Source organism: Salinivibrio sp. HTSP (assembly GCF_003390965.1).
Classification (GTDB): Bacteria; Pseudomonadota; Gammaproteobacteria; order Enterobacterales; family Vibrionaceae; genus Salinivibrio; species Salinivibrio kushneri.
This window is the reverse complement of record NZ_PXUD01000024.1, coordinates 1-22,362: the sequence shown is the minus strand read 5'-3', so window position 1 is coordinate 22,362 and position 22,362 is coordinate 1. Positions and strand designations below refer to the sequence as shown.

Annotated in this window: 20 protein-coding genes; 18 read left to right on the top strand and 2 right to left on the bottom strand. The window is 52.2% G+C overall.

Going from position 1 to position 22,362, the window contains the following annotated elements:
- Positions 1-47: 47 nt before the first annotated feature.
- Positions 48-2,540: a PBP1A family penicillin-binding protein gene (locus C7A19_RS04770; RefSeq protein WP_077458673.1), complete on the bottom strand. Its 2,493-nt coding sequence runs from the start codon at positions 2,538-2,540 to the stop codon at positions 48-50.
- Between the two features lie 142 nt (positions 2,541-2,682).
- Between C7A19_RS04770 and C7A19_RS04765 the strand changes: the two genes are divergently transcribed.
- The 9 genes from C7A19_RS04765 to dam all read left to right on the top strand — a co-directional run bounded on the left by C7A19_RS04765 (position 2,683) and on the right by dam (position 11,327).
- A complete protein-coding gene (locus tag C7A19_RS04765; protein WP_116644322.1) occupies positions 2,683-3,579 on the top strand; it encodes a hypothetical protein in 897 nt (298 codons plus the stop codon).
- Positions 3,576-4,157 carry a PilN domain-containing protein gene (locus C7A19_RS04760; RefSeq protein ID WP_116644321.1) on the top strand — a complete coding sequence of 194 codons (582 nt, stop codon included), beginning with the start codon at positions 3,576-3,578 and terminating at the stop codon, positions 4,155-4,157. The genes C7A19_RS04765 and C7A19_RS04760 overlap by 4 nt, the downstream gene beginning before the upstream one ends.
- Entirely contained in the window at positions 4,154-4,735 is a 582-nt protein-coding gene (gene pilO / locus C7A19_RS04755; RefSeq protein ID WP_162300246.1) for a type 4a pilus biogenesis protein PilO, read from the top strand. Before C7A19_RS04760 ends, pilO begins: the two co-directional genes overlap by 4 nt.
- Positions 4,736-4,755: 20 nt before the next feature.
- Positions 4,756-5,283 carry a pilus assembly protein PilP gene (locus tag C7A19_RS04750; RefSeq protein WP_158020545.1) on the top strand — a complete coding sequence of 176 codons (528 nt, stop codon included), beginning with the start codon at positions 4,756-4,758 and terminating at the stop codon, positions 5,281-5,283.
- Positions 5,280-7,025, top strand: coding sequence for a type IV pilus secretin PilQ (gene pilQ, locus C7A19_RS04745; protein ID WP_235614262.1), 1,746 nt, complete (start codon positions 5,280-5,282; stop codon positions 7,023-7,025). The genes C7A19_RS04750 and pilQ overlap by 4 nt, the downstream gene beginning before the upstream one ends.
- Before the next feature lie 144 nt (positions 7,026-7,169).
- The gene (gene aroK, locus C7A19_RS04740; RefSeq protein ID WP_025739049.1) at positions 7,170-7,688 is read left to right on the top strand and encodes a shikimate kinase AroK; all 519 of its coding nucleotides are present in this window, start codon (positions 7,170-7,172) and stop codon (positions 7,686-7,688) included.
- Between the two features lie 19 nt (positions 7,689-7,707).
- The gene (gene aroB / locus C7A19_RS04735) at positions 7,708-8,787 is read left to right on the top strand and encodes a 3-dehydroquinate synthase (RefSeq protein ID WP_116644320.1); all 1,080 of its coding nucleotides are present in this window, start codon (positions 7,708-7,710) and stop codon (positions 8,785-8,787) included.
- Between the two features lie 11 nt (positions 8,788-8,798).
- Positions 8,799-10,424: an AAA family ATPase gene (locus C7A19_RS04730; protein ID WP_116644319.1), complete on the top strand. Its 1,626-nt coding sequence runs from the start codon at positions 8,799-8,801 to the stop codon at positions 10,422-10,424.
- A 72-nt stretch (positions 10,425-10,496) separates the two neighbouring features.
- The gene (gene dam / locus C7A19_RS04725; RefSeq protein ID WP_077485800.1) at positions 10,497-11,327 is read left to right on the top strand and encodes an adenine-specific DNA-methyltransferase; all 831 of its coding nucleotides are present in this window, start codon (positions 10,497-10,499) and stop codon (positions 11,325-11,327) included.
- A gap of 21 nt (positions 11,328-11,348) precedes the next feature.
- Here dam and C7A19_RS04720 read toward each other — a convergent pair whose 3' ends face one another.
- Positions 11,349-11,537, bottom strand: coding sequence for a DUF2970 domain-containing protein (locus C7A19_RS04720; protein ID WP_069361854.1), 189 nt, complete (start codon positions 11,535-11,537; stop codon positions 11,349-11,351).
- A 150-nt stretch (positions 11,538-11,687) separates the two neighbouring features.
- On the opposite strand from C7A19_RS04720, the gene rpe reads away from it, so the two are divergent.
- The 9 genes from rpe to C7A19_RS04675 all read left to right on the top strand — a co-directional run bounded on the left by rpe (position 11,688) and on the right by C7A19_RS04675 (position 22,259).
- Positions 11,688-12,362, top strand: coding sequence for a ribulose-phosphate 3-epimerase (rpe, locus tag C7A19_RS04715; protein ID WP_077458663.1), 675 nt, complete (start codon positions 11,688-11,690; stop codon positions 12,360-12,362).
- Positions 12,363-12,371: 9 nt separating this feature from the next.
- Positions 12,372-13,052 (top strand): phosphoglycolate phosphatase, encoded by a 681-nt coding sequence (locus C7A19_RS04710; RefSeq protein WP_077652842.1) that lies wholly within the window; start codon positions 12,372-12,374, stop codon positions 13,050-13,052.
- A 61-nt stretch (positions 13,053-13,113) separates the two neighbouring features.
- On the top strand, positions 13,114-14,127 hold the full coding sequence (gene trpS / locus C7A19_RS04705) for a tryptophan--tRNA ligase (protein ID WP_069361851.1): 1,014 nt from the start codon (positions 13,114-13,116) through the stop codon (positions 14,125-14,127).
- 199 nt (positions 14,128-14,326) lie between these two features.
- The gene (locus C7A19_RS04700; protein WP_077522043.1) at positions 14,327-16,669 is read left to right on the top strand and encodes an ExeM/NucH family extracellular endonuclease; all 2,343 of its coding nucleotides are present in this window, start codon (positions 14,327-14,329) and stop codon (positions 16,667-16,669) included.
- Positions 16,670-16,761: 92 nt separating this feature from the next.
- On the top strand, positions 16,762-17,337 hold the full coding sequence (locus tag C7A19_RS04695) for an aminodeoxychorismate/anthranilate synthase component II (protein ID WP_077458659.1): 576 nt from the start codon (positions 16,762-16,764) through the stop codon (positions 17,335-17,337).
- A 367-nt stretch (positions 17,338-17,704) separates the two neighbouring features.
- A complete protein-coding gene (locus tag C7A19_RS04690) occupies positions 17,705-18,922 on the top strand; it encodes an aspartate aminotransferase family protein (protein ID WP_077599495.1) in 1,218 nt (405 codons plus the stop codon).
- Between the two features lie 29 nt (positions 18,923-18,951).
- Positions 18,952-19,974: an arginine N-succinyltransferase gene (gene astA / locus C7A19_RS04685; RefSeq protein ID WP_069361847.1), complete on the top strand. Its 1,023-nt coding sequence runs from the start codon at positions 18,952-18,954 to the stop codon at positions 19,972-19,974.
- Between the two features lies 1 nt (position 19,975).
- Entirely contained in the window at positions 19,976-21,457 is a 1,482-nt protein-coding gene (gene astD / locus C7A19_RS04680; protein WP_116644318.1) for a succinylglutamate-semialdehyde dehydrogenase, read from the top strand.
- 10 nt (positions 21,458-21,467) lie between these two features.
- Positions 21,468-22,259 (top strand): DUF1338 domain-containing protein, encoded by a 792-nt coding sequence (locus tag C7A19_RS04675; protein WP_069361845.1) that lies wholly within the window; start codon positions 21,468-21,470, stop codon positions 22,257-22,259.
- Positions 22,260-22,362 lie beyond the last annotated feature (103 nt).

Below are 22,362 nucleotides of genomic sequence, written 5' to 3'. Positions count from 1 at the left end.
ATGATGATGCGGGCGTCTTGATGGAGGCTATTGACGATGCGACCGGGTCAGAACAGCGACTCTGTGCCTGACTCATAAATGTTGCCATCCGGCTGTGACGATACATACTCGGTGGGTTCAGTGCCTTTTATAAAGTACTCAAACATCGACGTATGATCGGTTTTTCTGGTTAAAAGCCCGGTCTCACGGTCAATCCGCACTTTCACAATACCAGGGGGGACGGCTTTATTCTGCTCAGGCACATCCGCGAGAGCATGCTGCATAAAATCAATCCATGCCGGTTCCGCTGTTTTTGCGCCTGATTCTGCCCCGCGGATAGGCTGACGCTCGTCGCCTAGATTGGCATTGCGAGTGGTGCGCCCAAGCTTGCGCGAATGATCATCAAAACCGACCCACACGGTGGTGACAATCCCTGGGCCGTATCCGGTGTACCAGGTGTCCTTGGAGTCGTTGGTGGTACCGGTTTTACCGCCGATATCGCGTCGTTTGAGGGCTTGCGCGCGCCAGCCAGTGCCATTCCAGCCTGTCCCATAGCGCCAATCACCGCCACCCCAGATGTTGCTTTGCATCATCTCGCGTACCAAAAATGCATTTTGTTCATCAATGACTTGTTTGGCATGGCGCTGTGTGGTGGTGTCATCTTGCGCGAGCAAATTCTGCTCATTAAACGGATCGGCCTGTTCCGTTTGCTGCTCGCAATTATCACAAATCACTGGTGGGTTAGCGCGATAAATCTCTTCACCGAATGGGGTTTCGACCCGATCAATGATAAAGGGCTCCATAAAATAGCCGCCATTGGCAAACACGCTAAAGCCCTGTGCCATCTCAACCGGCGTCAAGCTCCCAGCGCCGAGTGCAATCGCCTCTGCACGCGGCAAATCATCACGCTTAAAGCCAAAGCGGGTGAGATAATCTAGGGTATCATCCAGTCCGACACGACGTAGCACCCTTACCGCCATCACGTTTTTCGACTGTGCCAGACCCAGTCGCGCTCGCAGTGGCCCTTCATAACGTGGTGGCGAGTTTTTCGGCCGCCAGGCCACGCCTTGACTGCGATCCCAGCGATTGATGGGGGCGTCATTAATCAAGGTGGCGAGTGTCATGCCCTCATTCACTGCGGCGGAGTAAATAAATGGCTTGATACTTGAGCCCACTTGGCGAACTGACTGTGTGGCACGATTAAACTTGCTATGGACAAAGTTAAAGCCGCCCACCAGTGCTTTGATTGCCCCCGTTGAGGGTGACATAGAGACCAAGGCTGTATTAGTGGTAGGGACTTGGGCCAAATGCCAGCTGTTATCCACTTGGCGAATAAATATTTGTTGGCCACTGGCGAGGAACTCGTCAGCACGTTTGGGCGCTGGGCCTTGGCGACTATCAGTGATATAAGGTCGCGCCCAGTCTAGCCCTTTCCAAGGCAGTTCGATTTCACGACCATTGGGCCCAATAACCTGTGCCGATTGCGCTTGGACATCGATCACAACCGCTGGCTCTAGTGGGCCGTAGCTGGGCTGCTTGGCAAGATGGTCGACAATCCGCTGGTGCTGCCAACGCTGGCTTGGCGCTTGCCACAAGGTCGCAACGGGGCCACGGAAACCATGGCGGCGATCGTAGGCGAGAACGTTTTCTACTGCCGCCTCATTCGCGGCGCGTTGCTTATCAGCATCAACGCTGGTGAAGATACGCACCCCTGAGGTATAGGCGTCTTCGCCAAACTGCTCAACCGCCCATGCGCGGGCCATTTCTGCCACGTAAGGTGCGGACAGTTCAATTTCAGCCCCATGATAGCGGGCCACAATAGGCTCATTCTTCGCTTGCTGATACTCGGCATTGGAAATATACCCCTCTTTCAGCATCCGCCCCAGCACCACATTCCGGCGATCGGTGGCGCGCGAGAGCGAATACAAAGGGTTCATGGTGGAGGGGGCTTTGGGTAATCCGACAATAACCGCCATTTCGCTCAAGGTGAGTTGATCAAGGGTTTTGCCAAAGTACACCTGGGCGGCGGCTCCCACCCCGTATGAGCGATAGCCTAAAAAGACCTTATTAAAGTACAGCTCGAGGATTTCTTCCTTGCTAAGCAGTTGCTCAATATGCACCGCGATAAAAATCTCTTTTATCTTGCGCATAATACGTTTTTCGTTAGAGAGGAAGAAGTTACGCGCCAGCTGCTGGGTGATGGTACTGGCCCCTTGCTTGGCCGTACCTGACATCGCCACCACCACCGCGGCGCGGACAATGCCGATAGGGTCAATCCCTGGATGTTGATAAAAGCGACTGTCTTCTGTCGCAATCAATGCATCAATCATGGGCTGAGGGATGTCCTCAAGCATGACGGGGATGCGACGCTTTTCACCAAACTGGGAGATCAACGCCCCATCGGCGCTATAAACCTGCATCGGAGTCTGCAGTTCGACACTTTTGAGTGTCGCTACATCGGGGAGGTCAGGTTTTACATACAGGTAAAACCCAAAGATTGTAGTGACTCCAAGCACTGTGCAAACCAGTGCAAAGATAAGCAAACGCTTTATGAACTTCACCTGAGATTTCCCGTTCTATTGCCATTGAGCCGTTCAATAATCATACGTGAGTAGTATAAAGGCACCAGCATTAAAAATAACCCGTGATGCGGTCAGTTTTGTAAATACTGACTTCACGCTAACGTTGGGAGCCTAACACGAAATGATGCGAAGTTCGGCAGTTTTAGGTCTCGCTTTGGGCCGACAGACGAGTCATGCGGTGGCCATTCAGCCATCGTCTGCGACTCAGCAGGTAGTCAGCTTACACACACTGGCTACCGATCACGATGATCACTTGGTTGAGTCAATTAAAACGTTGAAAGCCGACATGCTCGAGCCGCTGCCTTGGTACCAGCGCTGGATGACGCGTGTAGTGATTGGTGTCGATGACGACACTGTGATCAGCAAAACATTAACGGCGGCGGATGTCGATGATCCGCTAGAGCAAGAAGCGATGGTCGGGCAGGCGCTGAGCCAAGCGCTCAATATGGACATCAGCGATCTCCTGTTCGACTTTTCTAAAAAAGACGTCGGGACGCAGCCTGGCGACGCACATTACCAGGTAACCGCATGCCGCCAATCCACGCTAGCGCCCATCCTTGCCGCTTGTCACCAGGCCAAGCTAAACGTGAGTGTGGTTGACCGACAACAGCATGGTCTTCAAGCATTGTATGAGGCGTTAGTGGCCTACCATCAACCCGATACTTGGCCCCTTTGGTTACATGTGTGTGCGGGGGCACTAACGGTCACCGGAAAACGCACCGATGGGGAGGATTACCAGCAGCGATTATCGCTGACGTCCCCGAGACAGGCTGACGCCGATGACCTGTCCTATCAGGTGCTATGCCAACATATTGAACACGCCTATCACGCCTACCTGACGCAACCTGGTAGTCACTCTGATGCCAGCGTTTGGTTAAGTGGTGATTGGCCGGAAGCGATGCGCTTTCCGGCTCAGATAGCGTGCCATTCTATCAATCCTGGTGCGCCGTTTGGTTGTGAAAACTTGAATGCCCCCGCCACTGTGGCACTTGGGCTGGCTCTGCGAGGTGCGCAATGATGGCGATTAACTTATTACCGTGGCGGGCACAAGTACAGCGCCGCCAACAGCGTGCCTTCGCCATGGCCACACTGATGGTCGTGGCGGTAACACTCCTGTTTGGCTGGACAGTCACGGCAGTACAGCAGCACAGGATCGCGATTCAGCAAGAACGCAACCAACAACTCGAACAAGGTATCAAGCAGTTTAAACACACCTTGGCTCAGTTTGAGAAACAAGACACGCAGCGTCGCGCGTTGCAGTCACGATTGGGGCTGGTAAACCAATTGCAGCAACAGCGTAATAATGTGACCGCCGTACTCAACTTTATTCCTCGTGTGATGCCCCCTGGGGCCTACCTTACTCGCATTGCACAACACGCGGAGCGCATCAGTCTAGAAGGTTGGGTTCATTCCAACGCGGAGCTTGCGCGTTTACTGGCCTCACTGGAAACGGACCAAGCCGTGGACGATCTGGATATAGAGACGGTCGTCACCAATGGCAAAGCGGCTGGGCCCAATAAACGCTTTACGCTCAGCTTTTCCTTTACCCAGTATGTTGCCCCCGAACGATTAAGTGGCGAGGAGGATGCATCGTGATCGAATGTGACTGGCGAGATCTCCCCTTTGCACCGCGATGGGTCAAGCTGAGTGTATGGCTCTTCTTGGGCGGGATAATCTTAAGCCTCATTTGGGTGGTGGGGATTGGGCCGCAACATGCGCAGTGGCAGCGAGTGAACCAGCAAGAACAACCATTAAAAGCTCAGTATCGAAAGCTTGCGCATGAAGTGGCGGGATTGCCAGATGTTGAAGCGCAACTCAACGCGTTGAATCAACAGTATAACCAGCTGATCGCGCAGTTGCCCGAAGAAGAGGAATTGGCGGAATTATTGGCGGGCATTAGCGACGTTGGGGGGCGCCATCAACTCAATTTCGACACTTTAGCTTGGCGGCCTCGTCGGCAGGGGCAATGGTTGGATGCGATCCCCATCGATATTGTCTTACACGGGCAGTATCGAGACATTGGCGCATTCAGCGCTGATATCGCGGCAATGACGCGTTTGGTGTCACTGCAAAACTTTACCCTGACGCGTGACCAAGCGTCACCAGCCGACGACTTACGACTGTCAGTGTCGGCCACCACCTATCGATACACTGGCCCTGATGGGCGTCGTTAATCATGGTAGTAAGGAGCAGTATGAGACGCTACGGGTACATCTTACTAGCACTTCTCAGTGGCTGTCATCATGATCATACCGACATTGATCAGTTTATGAGACAGGCAAAATCGCACGCCGAGGTGAGCGCCACCCGGATCCCTCCCGCGCCAACCTACCAGCCGCTTGCTTTTTCCGCGAGCGGTCGCGACCCCTTTTTTCTTGCGCCTGACAGTCGACAGGATCTCGCAGCAATGGGGGATTGTTGGCAGCCCACTTCGGGAGAGCAGACGTCTCCACTGACGGCGGTGCCACTCGATCAGCTTCAGATGACAGGCAGTTTAACCAAAGGTGAGCAGAGGCAAGCACTCATGGCGTTACCTAGCGGGTTGGTGCGCAAAGTGAAGCGGGGAGACCGATTAGGACCGCATCATGGTCGTGTGATCCAGGTAGCACCTAACCAGGTGAGAATTAAACAGCTGTTGCCAGATGGGTTGGGTTGCTGGCAGCCGCGTTTTGTGACTTTGTCAACCCACCCCGGCGTGTCGGAAAAAGGATGGCGTGAATGAAAGCAAGCAGGGTAAAACGCACACTCGGATCAGGACTAGCGCAAGCTGTCATTGTGACTATTTTCGTTTGTGGGATGGTATGGAGTACCGTTGTGGGTGCCGGTGAGGCAGTGACCTTAGTGCAGGCGCAACTTACGTCTCCCACGCCGAAAGAGACGCAGATCAGCTTGCGTTTTGACAGTGCCTCGGTGATGGCGGACTTTCGCCAGTTGAGCCCTAAGCAGCTTATGATTCGATTACCTCAGGTGGTCGTCAAGCCAGACTTACTTGGGCGGATGAAAGGGCAAGAGACAGGGTTGCCTGTGAACGCTGTTCACATCACCCAGGTCGCAGGCTACACCAAGATAGAAATTGATGCCCAGCAAGCGATGACGTTTGATTACCAACAACAGCATCAGCAATTAATTATCACCTTGCGCGACGCCGATCCGGCGACCGCCCAAGCCCCTGATCCCGATGCACCGATTTCCATCAATTTCCAAGATATTCCTGTGCGGGCGGTGTTACAACTGATTGCCGAGCAAAATCAATTTAATTTGGTGACCACTGACAGTGTGCAGGGCAATATCACCATGCGTATCGACGGGGTACCCTGGCAAGATGTGTTGGATGTGATTCTCAGGGTCAAGGGGTTAGACAAGCGCCAACGTGGGGATGTGATGTTAGTGGCCCCTCGTAAAGAACTGATGGCGCAAGAAAAACAAGATCTCGAGATGGCGCAACAAGCAGACGCGCTGTTGCCTTTGTCTTCTGCCGTGATCACCGTTAACTACGCCAAAGCCGCTGACGTCGCGGCGTTAATCCGAGGCCAGGGGCAGGGAGTCAGCTTGCTGTCTCCTCGTGGTGCCGTCTCACTCGATTCGCGCACCAATGCGATCATCATTCGTGATATCGAGAAGAACATCGATCGTATTCGCACGTTAGTGAGTCATTTAGATGTGCCGGTTAAGCAAGTCGAGATAGAGGCACGCATTGTGACTGTTGAGCAAGGCTCAGTGGATGAACTCGGTGTGCGCTGGGGGCTATTGAATCGAAATGGCTCAACCACGGTTGGTCCGTCTGTGGAAGGTAACTTGATGTGGGATAGCAATGTGACGGGGCAAGGACCTGAAAGCTTAAACGAGGCGGCGATAGACGGCGTAAATATGGGGGACTTTCTCAATGTGAACCTCGCGGCTGCGAGCCCTTCCGCCTCAAGCATGGCGATGCAAGTGGCGAAGCTCGGCAATGACCTTCTACTCGATTTGGAGCTGTCGGCACTTGAAAGTGAAAGGAAAGCAGAAGTGGTATCCAGCCCTCGTCTGATCACCACCAATAAAAAAGCGGCCTACATTGAACAAGGGACAGAGCTGCCTTACCTTGAGGCGTCTTCAAGCGGTGCGGTGGCGGTGTCGTTTAAAAAAGCGGTGTTGAGCTTATCGGTGACCCCACAAATTACGCCCAACAATACGCTGGTCTTGGATTTAAAGTTAACCCAAGATATGCCCGAAAAAGCGGTGGTGGCCGGAAAAGGCGAAGCGATGTCGATCAGTACCAAGCGCATTAATACCCAAGTGTTGGCGGAAAATGGTGAAACCGTGGTCTTAGGGGGGATCTTTCAGCAAACCATGATCAACAAAGAGACCCAAGTGCCGCTGTTGGGGGATATTCCGTTGGTTGGTAACCTGTTTAAGCACCAGTTAAAAGACCATGCAAAACGTGAACTTCTGATCTTTGTGACCCCTAAAATCGTCACAGACTAGGTTAGGTGTTGCCAAAGGGGCCACTGTCCTGAGATAATTTTTAATCTGATCACGAAATATCTGTGAGGAATTGGCGCCTCGGGCTTTTTTCATTAAGCCTGCGGGCGGTGTTGTCTTATTTAACCGCGCGTAAAATTGCTTAAAATGGCTGAAAAACGAAACATCTTTTTGGTAGGCCCTATGGGGGCTGGTAAAAGCACAATTGGTCGTCATCTCGCTCAGCAACTTCATATGGAATTCTATGATTCTGATTCAGTGATTGAAGATCGTACTGGAGCAGACATTGCATGGGTATTTGACGTTGAGGGTGAAGAAGGTTTCCGTAAACGCGAAGAAAACGTGATAAACGACCTCACTGAAGAGCAAGGTATCGTTCTCGCGACTGGCGGTGGCTCGATCATGAGCAAAGAAAGCCGCAACCGTCTCTCTGCTCGTGGTGTGGTGGTGTATTTAGAAACCACTATCGAGAAGCAGCTGGCACGCACCCAACGCGATAAGAAACGACCACTATTACAAACTGACCAACCACGTGAAGTGCTTGAGTCGTTAGCGGAAGAGCGTAATCCTCTTTATCAAGAAATCGCTGATTATGTTGTCCGTACTGACGATCAAAGTGCCAAAGTGGTGGCGAATCAAATCATGGCGCTGTTAGAGCAGCAATAACCAAACACAGGACCCGACCATGGAACGGATAGACGTTAACCTAGGGGCACGTAGCTACCCTATCTCGATCGGTGAAGGGCTGTTAGCTGATGCTAGCCTATTTGGGAGCGTCCATTCGCGTCGGGTTGCTGTCATCAGCAACGAGACAGTGATGCCGCTATACGGCGACGCACTGGTCTCAACCTTAAAACAGGCAGGCGCGGCGGATGTCGCTCGCTTGAGCCTCCCCGATGGTGAGGCTTACAAGTCTTTAGAGACGTTTAATACCATCAATACCTTCCTATTAGAAAACAATTACAACCGTGATGTGGTACTCGTCGCGCTGGGCGGCGGCGTGATTGGTGACATCGTTGGTTTTGCCAGCTCCTGCTATCAGCGCGGGGTGGACTTTATCCAAGTGCCCACCACGTTATTGGCGCAGGTGGATTCATCGGTTGGTGGCAAAACAGCCATTAATCACCCACTGGGCAAAAACATGATTGGAGCTTTTTATCAGCCCCAAGCGGTGGTGATTGATACGCAAGTGCTTAGTTCTCTACCGCGTCGTGAGTTCGCCGCTGGTATGGCCGAAGTGATCAAATACGGCATTATCGCCGATGCGTCTTTCTTTGATTGGCTAGACAGCGAAATGACGGCACTGACAGCGCTCTCGCCGGATGCGCTCAGTTATGCCATTCGCCGCTGTTGCCAGATAAAAGCCGATGTCGTCGCACAAGATGAAACCGAAGCGGGCATTCGTGCACTCTTAAACTTGGGTCATACGTTTGGCCATGCGATAGAGGCTGAAATGGGATATGGCAACTGGCTTCACGGTGAAGCGGTCTCGGCAGGGACGGTGTTGGCCGCTAAAACGGCGCAGCGACACGGTCTTATTGAGCAAAAAACTGTGTCACGCATCACTGCCTTACTGGAAAGTGCGGATCTTCCCATACAGGCACCCAGTGAGATGAACTACGATGCTTTTATTAAGCACATGATGCGTGATAAAAAAGTGCTTTCAGGACAGTTGCGCCTGGTTTTGCCGACAGCGATAGGCCAGGCTCAAGTGGTTGCAGATGTGCCCCATCAGTGTATTGCTGATGTGATTGATGCCGGTTAACCATTGAATGCATGACAGACACTTTTGATACTCTAGCATTGGATCTGGAAAGCCAAACCCAGCTCCTTTCTCGACTGCAATTTATTACCCGCTTTAGCGCCAACTTACTCCAAGTGACTGGGCCTGAGGGGGCAGGTAAAACCTGGCTCAGTGAGCGCTATATGGAGCAGTGGGCCGATGCGCATGTTCACGCCTTATTGGCGTGCCATACCGCCCAGAGCGATGCACAGCGCCGCGCGATCTTGTTGCGGCAAATTGTTAAAGATGGCGTGTTTAACGAAGCCGACCCGCTTATCGATAGCCTCACCATGATGCTCGATGGCGGAGGGTGCGATGCCTTATTGGTGATTGATGATGCGCACCGTTTGACCCCAGGCTTGTTGTCAGAGTTGTGGGCCTTGGTGCAACACGCACAGCATCAGGCTAATTGGCGTATCAATGTGGTGCTTTTCGCGCTCCCTGGAAAGTTGAACAAGTGGCTAAGCCAGGTGTCTTACGGGCACGAGCAAAAACCCCTGGAGCTGGAAATCTCCCCCCTCAATGAGGGAGAAGCCGAGATGTTTATTGATGTGTTGGCGGTTACCCAGCGCATCGGTGGCGAGAAAAAGAAACAGTGGTTAGCCAAACTTGCCAATCAAACCGTTTACCCCGGCACCATTATGGGAAAGGACAATCAGGAGACAGGCGCTGTGAGTAAAGATAAGAAAAAGCCCGCTAAAAACAACAAACCCTTCTTAATGCTGATTCTAGCTGTGGTATTGATGATCCTTGGAGCCGGTGCAATTTGGTGGGTATTTCCAAGCCAACAAGCTGACTCTGCGTCAGAGGCGGTGCTTCCTGAAGGGCTCAAGCAGTTAGACGATTTGCTCAGTGAACAAGAGGAGCAGACGCTCACTGACCCGCAAACAACGACCCAAACAGATGCACAACCTAGTGCGTCTAACGCGGATGCGGGGAGTGGGACGATTGCCTCGCCATCTAGCGATAATGGTGCGGTAACGGAAGATCAGGCCGCCCTGCCAGACGATATCAATGGGGAAGGGCTGACTGTCGGGCGCAGTGATGAAGGCCAGCGAGTCGTGGTACCGGATGACGTGGTTGATGCGATTATTGATGAACAAGATGCAGGGGGAGACGGTACCGACGCCGTTGAGGAGCCGTTAGCCAGCGAAATCAGTGAGGCAGTGCCTGCACCTGCAGCACCGCAAACCACCGCTGATAACAGCGCGAGTTCAGATCAAGCGACCGATGAGGGCGCAACGGTGTCGCCGACCAATTCTGAATCAGACAATCGCAGCCAAAACAATCTCAGCCAGAATGAGGATGGGCTGCCATTCGCGCCACAAGCTTTGCTTAATGTTCCAGCCCAGCGTTATGCCTTGCAATTGGCCGCGCTGCAATCGCGGCAAGATGCCGTTGCCTTGATTGAGGATTATCAATTGGCTGACCGCGTGCAGGTGTACCAAACACCGCGAAACAACGCGACCTGGTATATGGTCTTGTTAGGTGACTATGCCAGTGTGACGGAAGCGCGTCGTGCTGAATTAAACTTAGCGGATAATGTCCGTGCACTGCAGCCTTTTGTGAAATCATTCAGTCAGATTCATCGCGAAATTAACCGAGCGAATGGCCAGTAAAATCCGCTGATTGATGACGCAAAATAGGGTACAATCCGCCCCTTTTCAGACCGCAGAGATAGATTAGGGGCAATGAGAAAGCATCGCGCGTTTCTAAAGTGGGCGGGAGGTAAGTACTCACTGGTTGATGACATTCGTCGTCATCTTCCTGAGGGTGACACGCTGATAGAGCCCTTTGTTGGGGCCGGATCGGTGTTTCTCAATACCGATTATGACCACTATATCTTGGCGGACATCAATCCTGATCTGATCAACTTGTACAACATTATAAAACAAACGCCATCGCGGTTTGTGACGGATGCGCGCGCGTTTTTCTGCCAAGAGTACAACCAAAAAGAGCGTTATTTGGATGTGCGCCGCGAGTTTAATCTCACCACGGATCCCTACTTACGTTCGCTGTTTTTCCTTTATATGAATCGTCACGGCTTCAATGGCTTGTGTCGCTACAATAAAAAGGGTGGCTTTAATGTCCCCTTTGGCTCCTACAAAAAACCTTACTTTCCGGAAAAAGAACTGGCGGTTTTTGCCGAAAAAGCGCAACGGGCAGAGTTCGTGTGTGAGGGGTACGCGGAAAGCTTTGCCCGAGCAAGCAAAGGCGACGTGATTTACTGTGATCCGCCGTATGCGCCGCTCACCGCCACGGCAAACTTTACCACCTACGCCACCAATGGCTTTACGCTGGACGATCAAGCCTTACTGGCCGAACAGGCTGAGCAGGCCTCTGTCAGCCAAGGGGTCCCGGTTCTTATCTCTAATCATGATACGCCTTACACCCGCCGCCTATACCGTGGCGCGTCGTTTAATGTCGTGAAAGTGAAACGCACCATCAGCCGTAATGGCCAAGGTCGCAATAAAGTGGATGAGTTGCTGGCACTGTTCGCTCCGCCATCTTCTAAGCAGTAACGTTTCCCTCCATCCCGACCGTTAGGCCAACACACTGACTAACGCCAGCAAAGCGGCGACAAAGATCCCAATCATCACCACACCGGTGATGATATACGCCGCCGGCGAATCATGGCCAAAATCTCGCTCGCGATTTTGTTGCGATTGGACGCCAAATAATGCCGCGATGACGCTTTTCATAACGTCAATGAGCCTAGGTTTTTTATCCATGATGCCTCCTTTTTTGGCGCCTCTATTTACTCTAGTCAAGCGACGATAACTTGTCAGTGTCAGCGATGAGAAAACCGCGAACGGGTAAGACTTCACGGCCAATATCGGGTAGAATTGCGGCAACTTTTTGGTAATTGAGGCGACCGTGCTATGAAGGATTTTTTGATCGCGCCATCGATTTTATCTGCTGATTTTGCGCGACTGGGTGAAGAAGTGGACAAGGTGCTCGCCGCGGGGGCGGACGTAGTCCATTTTGATGTGATGGATAATCATTATGTCCCCAATCTCACCTTTGGTGCCCCGGTTTGTCAGGCGTTACGTGACTATGGCATTACCGCCCCCATTGATGTCCACTTAATGGTTAAGCCAGTTGATCGGATTATTCCGGATTTTGCCAAAGCCGGCGCGAGTATGGTGACGTTTCATGCCGAGGCCAGCGAGCATATCGATCGCACGTTACAACTGATCAAAGAGCACGACATGAAAGCGGGTCTGGTCTTTAACCCGGCCACCCCGTTGCACCATCTTGACTATGTGATGGATAAGTTGGATATGATCTTGCTGATGTCGGTCAACCCGGGGTTCGGCGGTCAGTCATTTATTCCTACCACGCTTGATAAACTGCGGGCAGTGCGTGAGCGTATTGATGCCAGCGGTCGAGACATCCGTCTCGAAATCGATGGTGGCGTAAAAGCGAACAACATCGCGGATGTTGCTGAGGCCGGCGCAGATATGTTTGTGGCGGGCTCCGCCATTTTTGGTCAGCCGGATTACAAGGCTGCCATTGATGAAATGCGTGCCGAACTGGCAAAAGTAGAAAGGTAATGAAGTCGTATGAGCCTGCGTTATATTGCATTTGATTTAGATGGCACCTTAGTTGATAGCGTGCCAGATTTGACCCAAGCGCTACAGATGATGCTGGCGGATTTGGACCGACCCACAGTGAGCGTGGCCGAGGTGACCGGCTGGATTGGCAACGGTGCCGATATCATGATCCGTCGTGCCTTGTCGCGCGCCCACGCGCACGACCCCGATTTAGACCCAGCCTTGGTGGCACAAGCCAGAGAGCGCTTCAATTTCCACTATGAAAACAATGGGCACGAAAAGACGGTGTTGTACCCTAGGGTGAAAGACACCTTGAACCACTTACACCAGCAAGGTTATCAACTCGGGGTGGTCACCAATAAGCCCTACGCCTTTGTGCCGGCCATTTTAGCGGATTTAGGCTTGGCCGAATTATTTACCGATGTGATCGGCGGCGATAGTTTATCGACCAGCAAGCCTGATCCTGAAGGCCTACACCTGCTTCGCGACAAGCACGGGTTAACCAATGCCCAGATGTTGATGGTCGGTGATTCAAAAAATGATATTTTAGCGGCCCAGAATGCCGGATTTGCCTCCGTTGGCCTGACCTATGGCTACAACTATGGCGAGCCTATCAGTGACAGCCGACCTACCTATATCTTGGATCAGTTTAGTGAGTTAGTTTCTGTGGTTGCTAACCACTCCGTATAACGCGTTTAATAAGTAAATTAAGACCGCCCCCACGGGCAATATGTAAAGGAATCAAATCATCATGAGTCAACCTTCAAAACCCATTGTATTGAGTGGTGTGCAACCCTCTGGCGAGCTAAGTATTGGTAACTATCTGGGCGCGTTGCGTCAGTGGGAACAGATGCAAGATGATTATGACTGCCAATATTGCGTGGTGGATTTACATGCGATCACCGTCCACCAGGATGCTGACGCGTTACGCGAAGCCACGCTTGATGCCTTAGCCCTTTGCTTGGCGGTGGGGGTGAGCCCAGAAAAAAGTAACCTGTTTGTGCAGTCACACGTGCCTGAGCACGCGCAACTGAGCTGGGTCCTTAACTGTTACACCCAAATGGGTGAGCTAAACCGGATGACCCAGTTCAAAGATAAGTCGCAGCGCCATGCTGAGAACATTAACGCGGGATTGTTTAGTTATCCGGTATTGATGGCGGCAGACATTCTTTTGTATCAAACCAACCAGGTGCCCGTTGGTCATGACCAAAAGCAACACCTGGAGTTGGCGCGTGATGTAGCGACTCGCTTTAACAATCGTTATGGCGATGTATTTGTGCTCCCAGAGCCTTATACACCCGACGTCAATGCCCGGGTCATGAGCCTGCAAGATCCGACCAAAAAAATGTCTAAATCGGACGATAACCGCAACAATGTGATTGGTTTGCTGGAAGACCCTAAAGTGATCGCGAAAAAAATTAAACGTGCGGTCACTGACTCCGAAGAGCCACCACGGGTGCGTTTCGATATTGCGCAAAAGCCAGGGGTGTCTAATCTGCTTGGATTATTGTCGGGCGCCACGGGTGAGTCGATTGACGCGCTCGAGCAAGCCTACGAGGGCAAGATGTACGGGCATTTGAAAAAGGATACCGCAGACGCGGTGGTCGCTATGCTTGAGCCGTTGCAAGCGCGTTATCACGAGTACCGAGCCGATCGCGCATTGCTTGATAGTGTGATGCAAAAAGGGGCTGCTCATGCCTCGGCGCGCGCGCAAGAGACATTGCGCAAAGTCTATGACGCAGTGGGCTTTGTTCCTCGCGTATAGCACGTCACTAAACGATGGCAAAAGCAGCGGGTGAAAGCTCGCTGCTTTTTTTTAACATAACTGAACCAGCTTCTCACTTCTAATTACTTCATCAATAATCGCTGATTCCGGTGCGATTCATATCACGTCATATCCTGTACCTATCATGAATAATACACTCGATTTTCGAGTAAACACTCAATTACGTGAAGGAACAGGTATGAAAAAGCCAATGATGTGGTCACCGCTTGCGCTGGTAATGGCGGGGATTGCACTGCCCGCGGCGGCAAAAGCGCCACTTACCGAGAACTACCAATGTGGGGTGACCACCCCGACCCCCATTTATGCCATTCAAGGTGATGGTGCACGGAGCCCGCTCGTCCCAGATGGCCAATATAGCTCAGACAAAACCTATGCCGTACAAGGGGTGGTGACGGCGATCACCCAAGGCCTATACAAAGGGGTCTGGATTCAAGATCCGCAAGGCGATGGTAACCCGGCAACGTCCGACGGATTGTTTGTCTATTTGCGTGACGCGCAAGACTTAGACTTGGTGCCCGGTGATACGCTTTGTGCCAGCGGGAAAATCAAAGAGTACTACGGCCATACCCAGCTAGGTGTCACGGACGGACAGGTAGCAAAGGGGGCTTACCAAGGTGACGTGCTACCTACTGCTATCCGTGTGGGGGCCGAGGAAACCCTCGATCAGGCACTGGAGCGCTATGAAGGCATGAAGGTGACCATGGACGCTGACAGTGAATTAGTGATCACCCGTAATTTCGGTTTTGATTACGATGCGTTCCGTAACAACATGGTGTTATCGCATCAGGCCCCTTTGTATAAACCGACACAATGGCATCCAGCGTTAACACCAGGTGCTGAGGCGCTGGCAGAGAAAAATGCCCAAAACCAGCTTTATATTGAAACCGATAAAAAAGCGAAAGATGGCGAGATCCCGTACTTCCCTGGCCTCGATGCCGAGCAAGGCTATTTGCGGATTGGCGATCGCATCGAACGGTTAAGTGGTGTGCTGGGCTATAGCTACAGCCAGTATCGTCTGGTGGCGACTAACACCATCACCGCTGGGGATATTGTGCATCGCAATGACCGTCAAGCGGCGCCTAAAACGGTACCAGGCACAGATATTAAGGTCGCGAGCTTTAATGTGCTTAACTACTTTACTAGCGCCAGTGCGGTCGGTGGCCCACTCAATGTCACTTGCGAGGATCAGGCGGATGCCGATGCAAACCGCGGCTGTAATCGCGGGGCAAAAACGGCGGCTGAGTTTGAACTGCAACGCGCGAAAATCGTTAACGCGTTGACGGCAATGGATGCTGATATCGTTGGGCTGATGGAGATTGAAAACAACGGCTTTGCAGCGGGTAGTGCCATCGATGATCTGGTGACTCAACTTAACGCCCAGTTTGCTGATCCCCGTGATCACTACCAATTTGTTGAGCCGAGTGAGGCGGAGAAAACCCAAGGCGCTTACTTTGGCTCTGATGCCATCATGGTCGGCATGATTTATCGTCCGGCGACAGTCGCATTAGCAGGTGATGCTCAGGCTATCCCAATGCCGGAACAGCATATCAGTGGCGAAAGCCCAGACGGAGAAACCAAGACACTCGACAAATACCAGCGTGATAGCTTGATCCAACGCTTTATTATCAATGATCAACCTTTGAGTGTGGTGGTGAATCATTTTAAATCAAAGGGCTCGGGCTGTTATGAAGATTGGATTGCCGGCGAGTTTGATAGTGAAACGGCTGATCTGCAGGGGCGTTGCAATGAGTTCCGCGTCTCGGCGGCGGTGGCATTAGGTGAGCGATTAGACACCGTAGATGGCGATGTCCTGATCTTGGGTGACCTAAATGCGTACGCCAAAGAAGATCCTGTTCGTGTGCTGACGGACTATCAGCGCCGCGAGGGGCAGCGCGACATTCTCACCGCAGCGGGCACCGAAATTCGTGGTGTGCCTATGCATGCAACCGGCCAACCCGTGGAAGAGGGATTGGGGTATACCAATCTGGCCACCGACTGGTTAGGGGACAAAGCCTATTCATATTCGTTCTCGGGTGAGCTGGGTGCCTTGGATCATGCTTTGGCCAATGCCAGCTTGGCGAGCAAAGTGGTTGGCGTGGAAGAGTGGCACATTAACTCGGTAGAAAGCACGCTGTTTGAATATAGCCGCAAATATACCGGCGATTTGGTGAAATCGGACAATGTGTTCTCATCCTCTGATCATGACCCTGTCTTGATCTCGCTTGACTACCCAGAGCCTGTGGTGCCTGTTTCTGTGACCGTGAACAATCGCAGCATTTTACCCATTGTACCGCTGCTTAATGGGCAAAAAAGCCCGGCTCATGCGTGGATGAAATGGCGCGCGACGCGCACGTTCAACCAAGCCAGTCCTTTGGTTCAATCCTTGGAGTTAACCGCAGATGACCGTATCGCGGTGTCGGTAAAAGCCTTGGGGCTGTTCCCTGTTTATTGTGGTCGTGCGCCTGCCGACACGCCGATGACAGTGACATACACTGGCTTTCGCTGTCAGTTAAACCGTTAACCAATAAGCGTCGTCCCAGGTTCACGCTAGGATGACGCTCTATAAGCACTGTGTTAGCATCATGCCGGTTTTCAATCGCATGGCCGAGCACAGTGCTTCTTATCATCGATAACTACGATTCTTTCACCTATAACTTGTATCAATACTTTTGTGAATTGGGCGCGTCTGTTTGCGTCAAACGCAATGATGCGATTAGCTTGGCGGAGATAGAGGCGATGGCGCCCACGCATATCGTGGTCTCGCCAGGCCCTTGTACCCCCGATGAGGCGGGGATCTCGCTGGCGGTGATTGAGCACTTTGCGGGAAAGGTTCCCCTTTTAGGTGTTTGTCTAGGCTACCAAGCCCTGGCGCAAGTATTTGGTGCTAAGGTGATACGCGCAAAGGCAGTGATGCATGGTAAAACATCGCCCGTCGACCACAAAGAACAAGGTATCTTTGCGCATTTGCCAAGCCCGCTTACTGTCACGCGATATCACTCCTTAGTGGTGGATCCACACAGCTTACCTGCTTGTTTGATGGTAACAGCGACCACCACAGAGGCGGATGGGCGCGAAATCATCATGGGGTTAAAACACCGAGAGCTGGCGGTGGAAGGGGTACAATTTCATCCAGAAAGCATTCTCACCCAAGAGGGGCATGCGTTACTGGCCAACTTTCTCCAACAATAACCCCGTCAACTAAAGGTCACGACCGTTTTAAGCGCCATGACTTGGGGCCATCTCAGTCGTGCGCCATTACACACCATTGCACTAAATCGCGATCTTTATCACTAATTTTACATTTCGCGATTTTTGACTGCCTTATCAATGGCTGCAACCTTATGCAGCCTGGGTATTCTCTCCCCTCAGTCTTGCCTATTTGGCATCATAGCCTTGCTTGCTCTGCGCTTCTCCCTGCTCACAGTTTATGCATAACTATCTCTGTAAACTGCATGAGTTCGGTTACCCTGCTGAAAACAAAACATAATCTGCTATTGCTGCAGTTAAAATAATGTAAATACTATGCGTCATAGATAAAACACAGAAGGATTGAGTGATGACAATGGAGCACAAAGTAGAACGTAAACTCTTCGACGAAGTCATGGTGCCATGTTACAACCCAATGCCGATGATCCCGGATCATGGTAAAGGATCGCGTATCTGGGATCAGGAAGGTCGAGAGTATATCGATTTTGCCGGTGGTATTGCGGTGAGCTGTTTAGGTCATTGTCATCCGGTCATGGTGGATGCACTGACTGAGCAAGCGCAGAAGCTGTGGCACTTGAGCAATGTGATGACCAATGCGCCCGCGTTGCGCCTCGCCAAACGCCTCACCGAGCTTTCCTTTGCCGACCGCGTGTTTTACGCGAACTCAGGCGCCGAAGCCAACGAAGCAGCGCTTAAACTGGCGCGCCGCTGGGCAAAAGAGGAGCACGGCGAGCACAAAAGTGAAATTATCGCGTTCACCAAAGGTTTCCACGGTCGCACCTTCTTTACCGTGACAGTGGGCGGTCAGCCTGCCTACTCTGACGGTTTTGGCCCAAAGCCAGGCGATGTTACCCACCTTCCTTATAACGATATCGCCGCATTGGCTGACCATATTTCCGATCGCACCTGTGCGGTGATGATGGAGCCATTGCAAGGTGAAGGTGGTATCGTGCCGCCAGAGCCAGGCTTTTTGCAGGCCGTGCGCGAGCTGTGTGATAAGCACAACGCGTTGCTGGTATTTGACGAAGTGCAAACTGGCAATGGCCGTACTGGGACCTTCTATGCCTATCAAGAATCAGGGGTCGAGCCAGACATTCTGGCGACGGCTAAATCATTGGGTGGCGGTATCCCCATTGGTGCCATGCTTACCACCGAACGTCTCGCGGCACATATGAAGCCGGGTGTTCATGGCTCCACCTATGGCGGTAATCCATTGGCGTGTGCGGTGGCAGAAGCGGTGGTCAATGAAGTGACCAAGCCTGACGTCTTAGACGGTGTGATGGAGCGCGAGCAATGGTTCCGTGATGGTTTAGAAGCGATTAACGATAAGTACGGCATTTTCAGTGAAGTCCGTGGCAAAGGCTTGCTACTCGGTGCGGCACTGAACCAAGACTGGGAAGGCCGTGCACGTGATATTCTGGTTGCTGCGGGTGAAGAAGGCCTGTTGGTATTAGTCGCCGGCCCAAATGTGGTGCGGTTTACTCCCTCATTGGTGATTACCAAAGCCGATATTGAAGAAGGGATGGCACGCCTGGAGCGCGCGATTGCGAAGGTTGTTGCAGGATAAGCGACCTCATACACTCGGAGGGATTTGAGATGTTAGTTATTCGGCCTATCCGTGCATCAGATTTTGATGCACTGATGTTGTGTGCGGAAGCGTCCGGCCACGGGTTTACCTCGTTGCCGGTAGATGCCGATTTGCTCCAAGGGCGAATTGATAATTCGTTAGAAAGTTTTGCCAAAAAGGTGACTGAACCTGGCCCGGAAGGGTATTTGATGGTCGCTGAAGATTTAGAAACCGGCGAAATTGCGGGAACAACAGGTATCGAAGCCGCGATTGGTCTCGACAATCCATTTTACAGTTACCACCTGACTAAGGTGGTGCACTCGTCGCGTAAATTGAATGTGCACAACATTGTGGAAGTGCTGACGTTTGGCAACAACTACACCGGCACCACAGAGATCTGCACCTTATTTATGCGCCCTGAGTTTCGTGGCGGCCTAAACGGCAAGCTTTTATCTAAGTGTCGGTTTTTGATGTTGGCACAATTTCCCGAGCGTTTCGCGGACGTGGTGTTTGCAGAAATGCGTGGCGTGTCGGATGACGACGGCAACTCGCCGTTTTGGCAATGGTTGAAGGATAACTTCTTCAACATTGACTTCACGTTGGCCGACTACCTCACCGGGATTGGGGCCAAGGGCTTTATTGCCGACTTGATGCCAAAATTACCGATTTACGTGAGCTTACTCAGTGAAGAAGCACGTGCTGTCATTGGGCAAGTGCATCCAAATACCCGTCCAGCACTGCGTTTGTTGGAAAAAGAGGGCTTTTCGTGCCGAGGTTATGTCGACATCTTTGATGCCGGCCCCACGGTAGAATGCTTACGTCACAATATCGAATCCGTGCGTCATTCTTTCAACGCCTCGGCAAGCGTCAGAGAGCACAGCAGCGCGCAGGACTATTTAATATCGAACACGGAGTTTGCCGGTTTCCGCGCCACGGCGGCGAAAGCGGCGGTCGATCATGAAACCAATCAGGTAGTGATTAGCCCCGCGGTAGCAGACGCATTGAATGTAAAAGAAGGCGATCAGCTGCGTTTGATTGCCATGGAGGGATAAGATGACAACGCAATCAGCAGGCCATCTGATTAACGGTGAATGGGTCAAAGGCGAGGGTGAGGTAATGACCTCGCAAAATCCCTTTGATAGTCAATGTATTTGGCAAGGTGAAGAAGCGACGCGCCCTCAGGTTGAACAAGCGGTGAGTGCCGCTCGTGAGTCCTTCCTCCGTTGGCGAAATACCGACTTTGCCGAGCGCCAAGCGCTGGTTGAACGCTTTGCCGAGATAGTAAAAGCGAATACCGATGATTTAGCGCGCACTATTGCTGAAGAGACGGGCAAACCGTTCTGGGAAACCAAAACCGAAGTCGGTGCCATGGTAGGCAAAGTGGCGATTTCATTGCGCGCTTACCACGAGAGAACAGGATCCCGCGAGAAGGACGTCAATGGCACGCAAGCCGTGTTGCGCCACCGCCCGTTAGGTGTGATGGCGGTTTTTGGTCCGTACAACTTCCCGGGTCATCTGCCCAATGGCCACATTGTTCCCGCATTACTGGCCGGTAATAGTGTGGTGTTTAAACCCTCAGAGCTAACGCCAAAAGTGGCGGAGAAAACGCTGGAATATTGGGTAGAGGCGGGGCTGCCGCATGGCCTTATCAATTTGGTGCAAGGTGGCCGTCATACCGGTGAGGCACTGGCGCAAGCCCGAGGCATTGATGGTTTGTTGTTTACCGGTAGCGCCAATACCGGCCATATCCTCCATCGCCAGTTCGCCGGTCAGCCCGATAAGATGCTGGCGCTAGAAATGGGGGGAAATAATCCCTTAGTGGTCAGTGATCAGTTTGGTGATTTAGACGCCACCGTCTATACCATCATTCAGTCCGCGTATCTCAGTGCGGGGCAACGTTGCACCTGTGCACGCCGCCTGCTGCTGCCTGAGGGAGAAGTGGGTGACAAGATCTTAACGCGCCTAGCACAATGGACAAAAACCGTGCGAGTGGGCGGCCAGTTTGATGATCCGGCCCCGTTTATGGGCGCACAGATCTCAGTGGCAGCGGCGGAAGGTATTTTGGCCACACAGCAAAAGTTGGTCGACCTCGGCGCGAAGCCGGTGATTGAGTGTGAACATCAGCATGATGCGGTGATCTCGCCAGGGATCTTGGATGTCAGTGGTATCCAAGACTTGCCGGATGAAGAGTATTTTGGTCCGCTGCTGCAAGTGCAGCGCTATCAGGATATGGCCGATGCGGTGACCAAAGCTAATGACACCCGTTATGGGTTGTCTGCTGGGCTCATCAGTGAAGACGATGGGGAATGGCAATATTTCCTTGACCATATTCGTGCCGGGATTGTGAACCGCAACCGTCAATTGACCGGAGCCAGTGGCGATGCACCCTTTGGTGGGCCAGGCGCGTCGGGGAACTTACGCCCTAGCGCGTATTATGCGGCAGACTATTGTGCTTATCCCATGGCCTCCATGGAGGGCGAGCAGGTAGTGCTGCCCGAGACGTTCGCCCCCGGTATACCGACGCAACAGGACTAAGGAGAGCAACATGGACAGTGGCCAAGCGTTATTCGACAAACTGTGGCAGGACTACATCAACCGCCTGTGCCCATCAGCACACAAGGTGCATGCCTTGTTAGAAGAAGGGCAGCCTTTGATCAATGATCATATTGCCTTGCGGACATTTGGATTACCCAAGGTTGGGCTTGAGGTATTGGCGCGCCCCTTCCTGGCGTTAGGCTATCAGCAAAAAGGGGACTATACCTTTGAAGCGAAAAAGCTCAACGCCTGCCATTTTGAACACCCCGATCCTCTGATGCCAAAAGTCTTTATTAGTGAGTTGATGGTTGAGCAATGCTCGCCCGCGCTTCAGGCGATTGTTGAGAAGCTGGTGGCACAAGTTGATGCGTCGTCACTCACAGGGAGTGACTTTCTCCATCAGGGTCGCTTGTGGGATCTTGACTGGGCAACCTATCAAACACTTGCCGAAGAGAGTGAATATGCGTCTTGGGTGGCGGCACACGGTTATGGTGCCAACCATTTTACCGTGAGTGTGAATCAGCTGAATGCGCATGATGATTGCCTCTCGGTGAATAACCGATTGCGCGACAATGGCTTTGCGATTAACGAGTCAGGCGGGGAAGTCAAAGGTGACGCGTCGGTGTATCTGGAGCAATCCTCCACCATGGCAGATCGCGTGCCAGTTGCTTTTTCTGATGACACGCAAACCATCCCGGGTGGTTTTTATGAGTTTGCTAAGCGTTATGTTCTGCCCAATGGTGAGCTTTACCAAGGTTTTGTGGCTGCCTCGGCAGACAAAATCTTTGAAAGCACCCATTAGTGCGTCACACATCGCTTAATCGACATCATAGGGAAAAGGGAGCGTATGCTATGCTCCCTTTTTTGTTTGCCCAGCGAAGCTGGCAAACCCGTCAGGTTGAAAG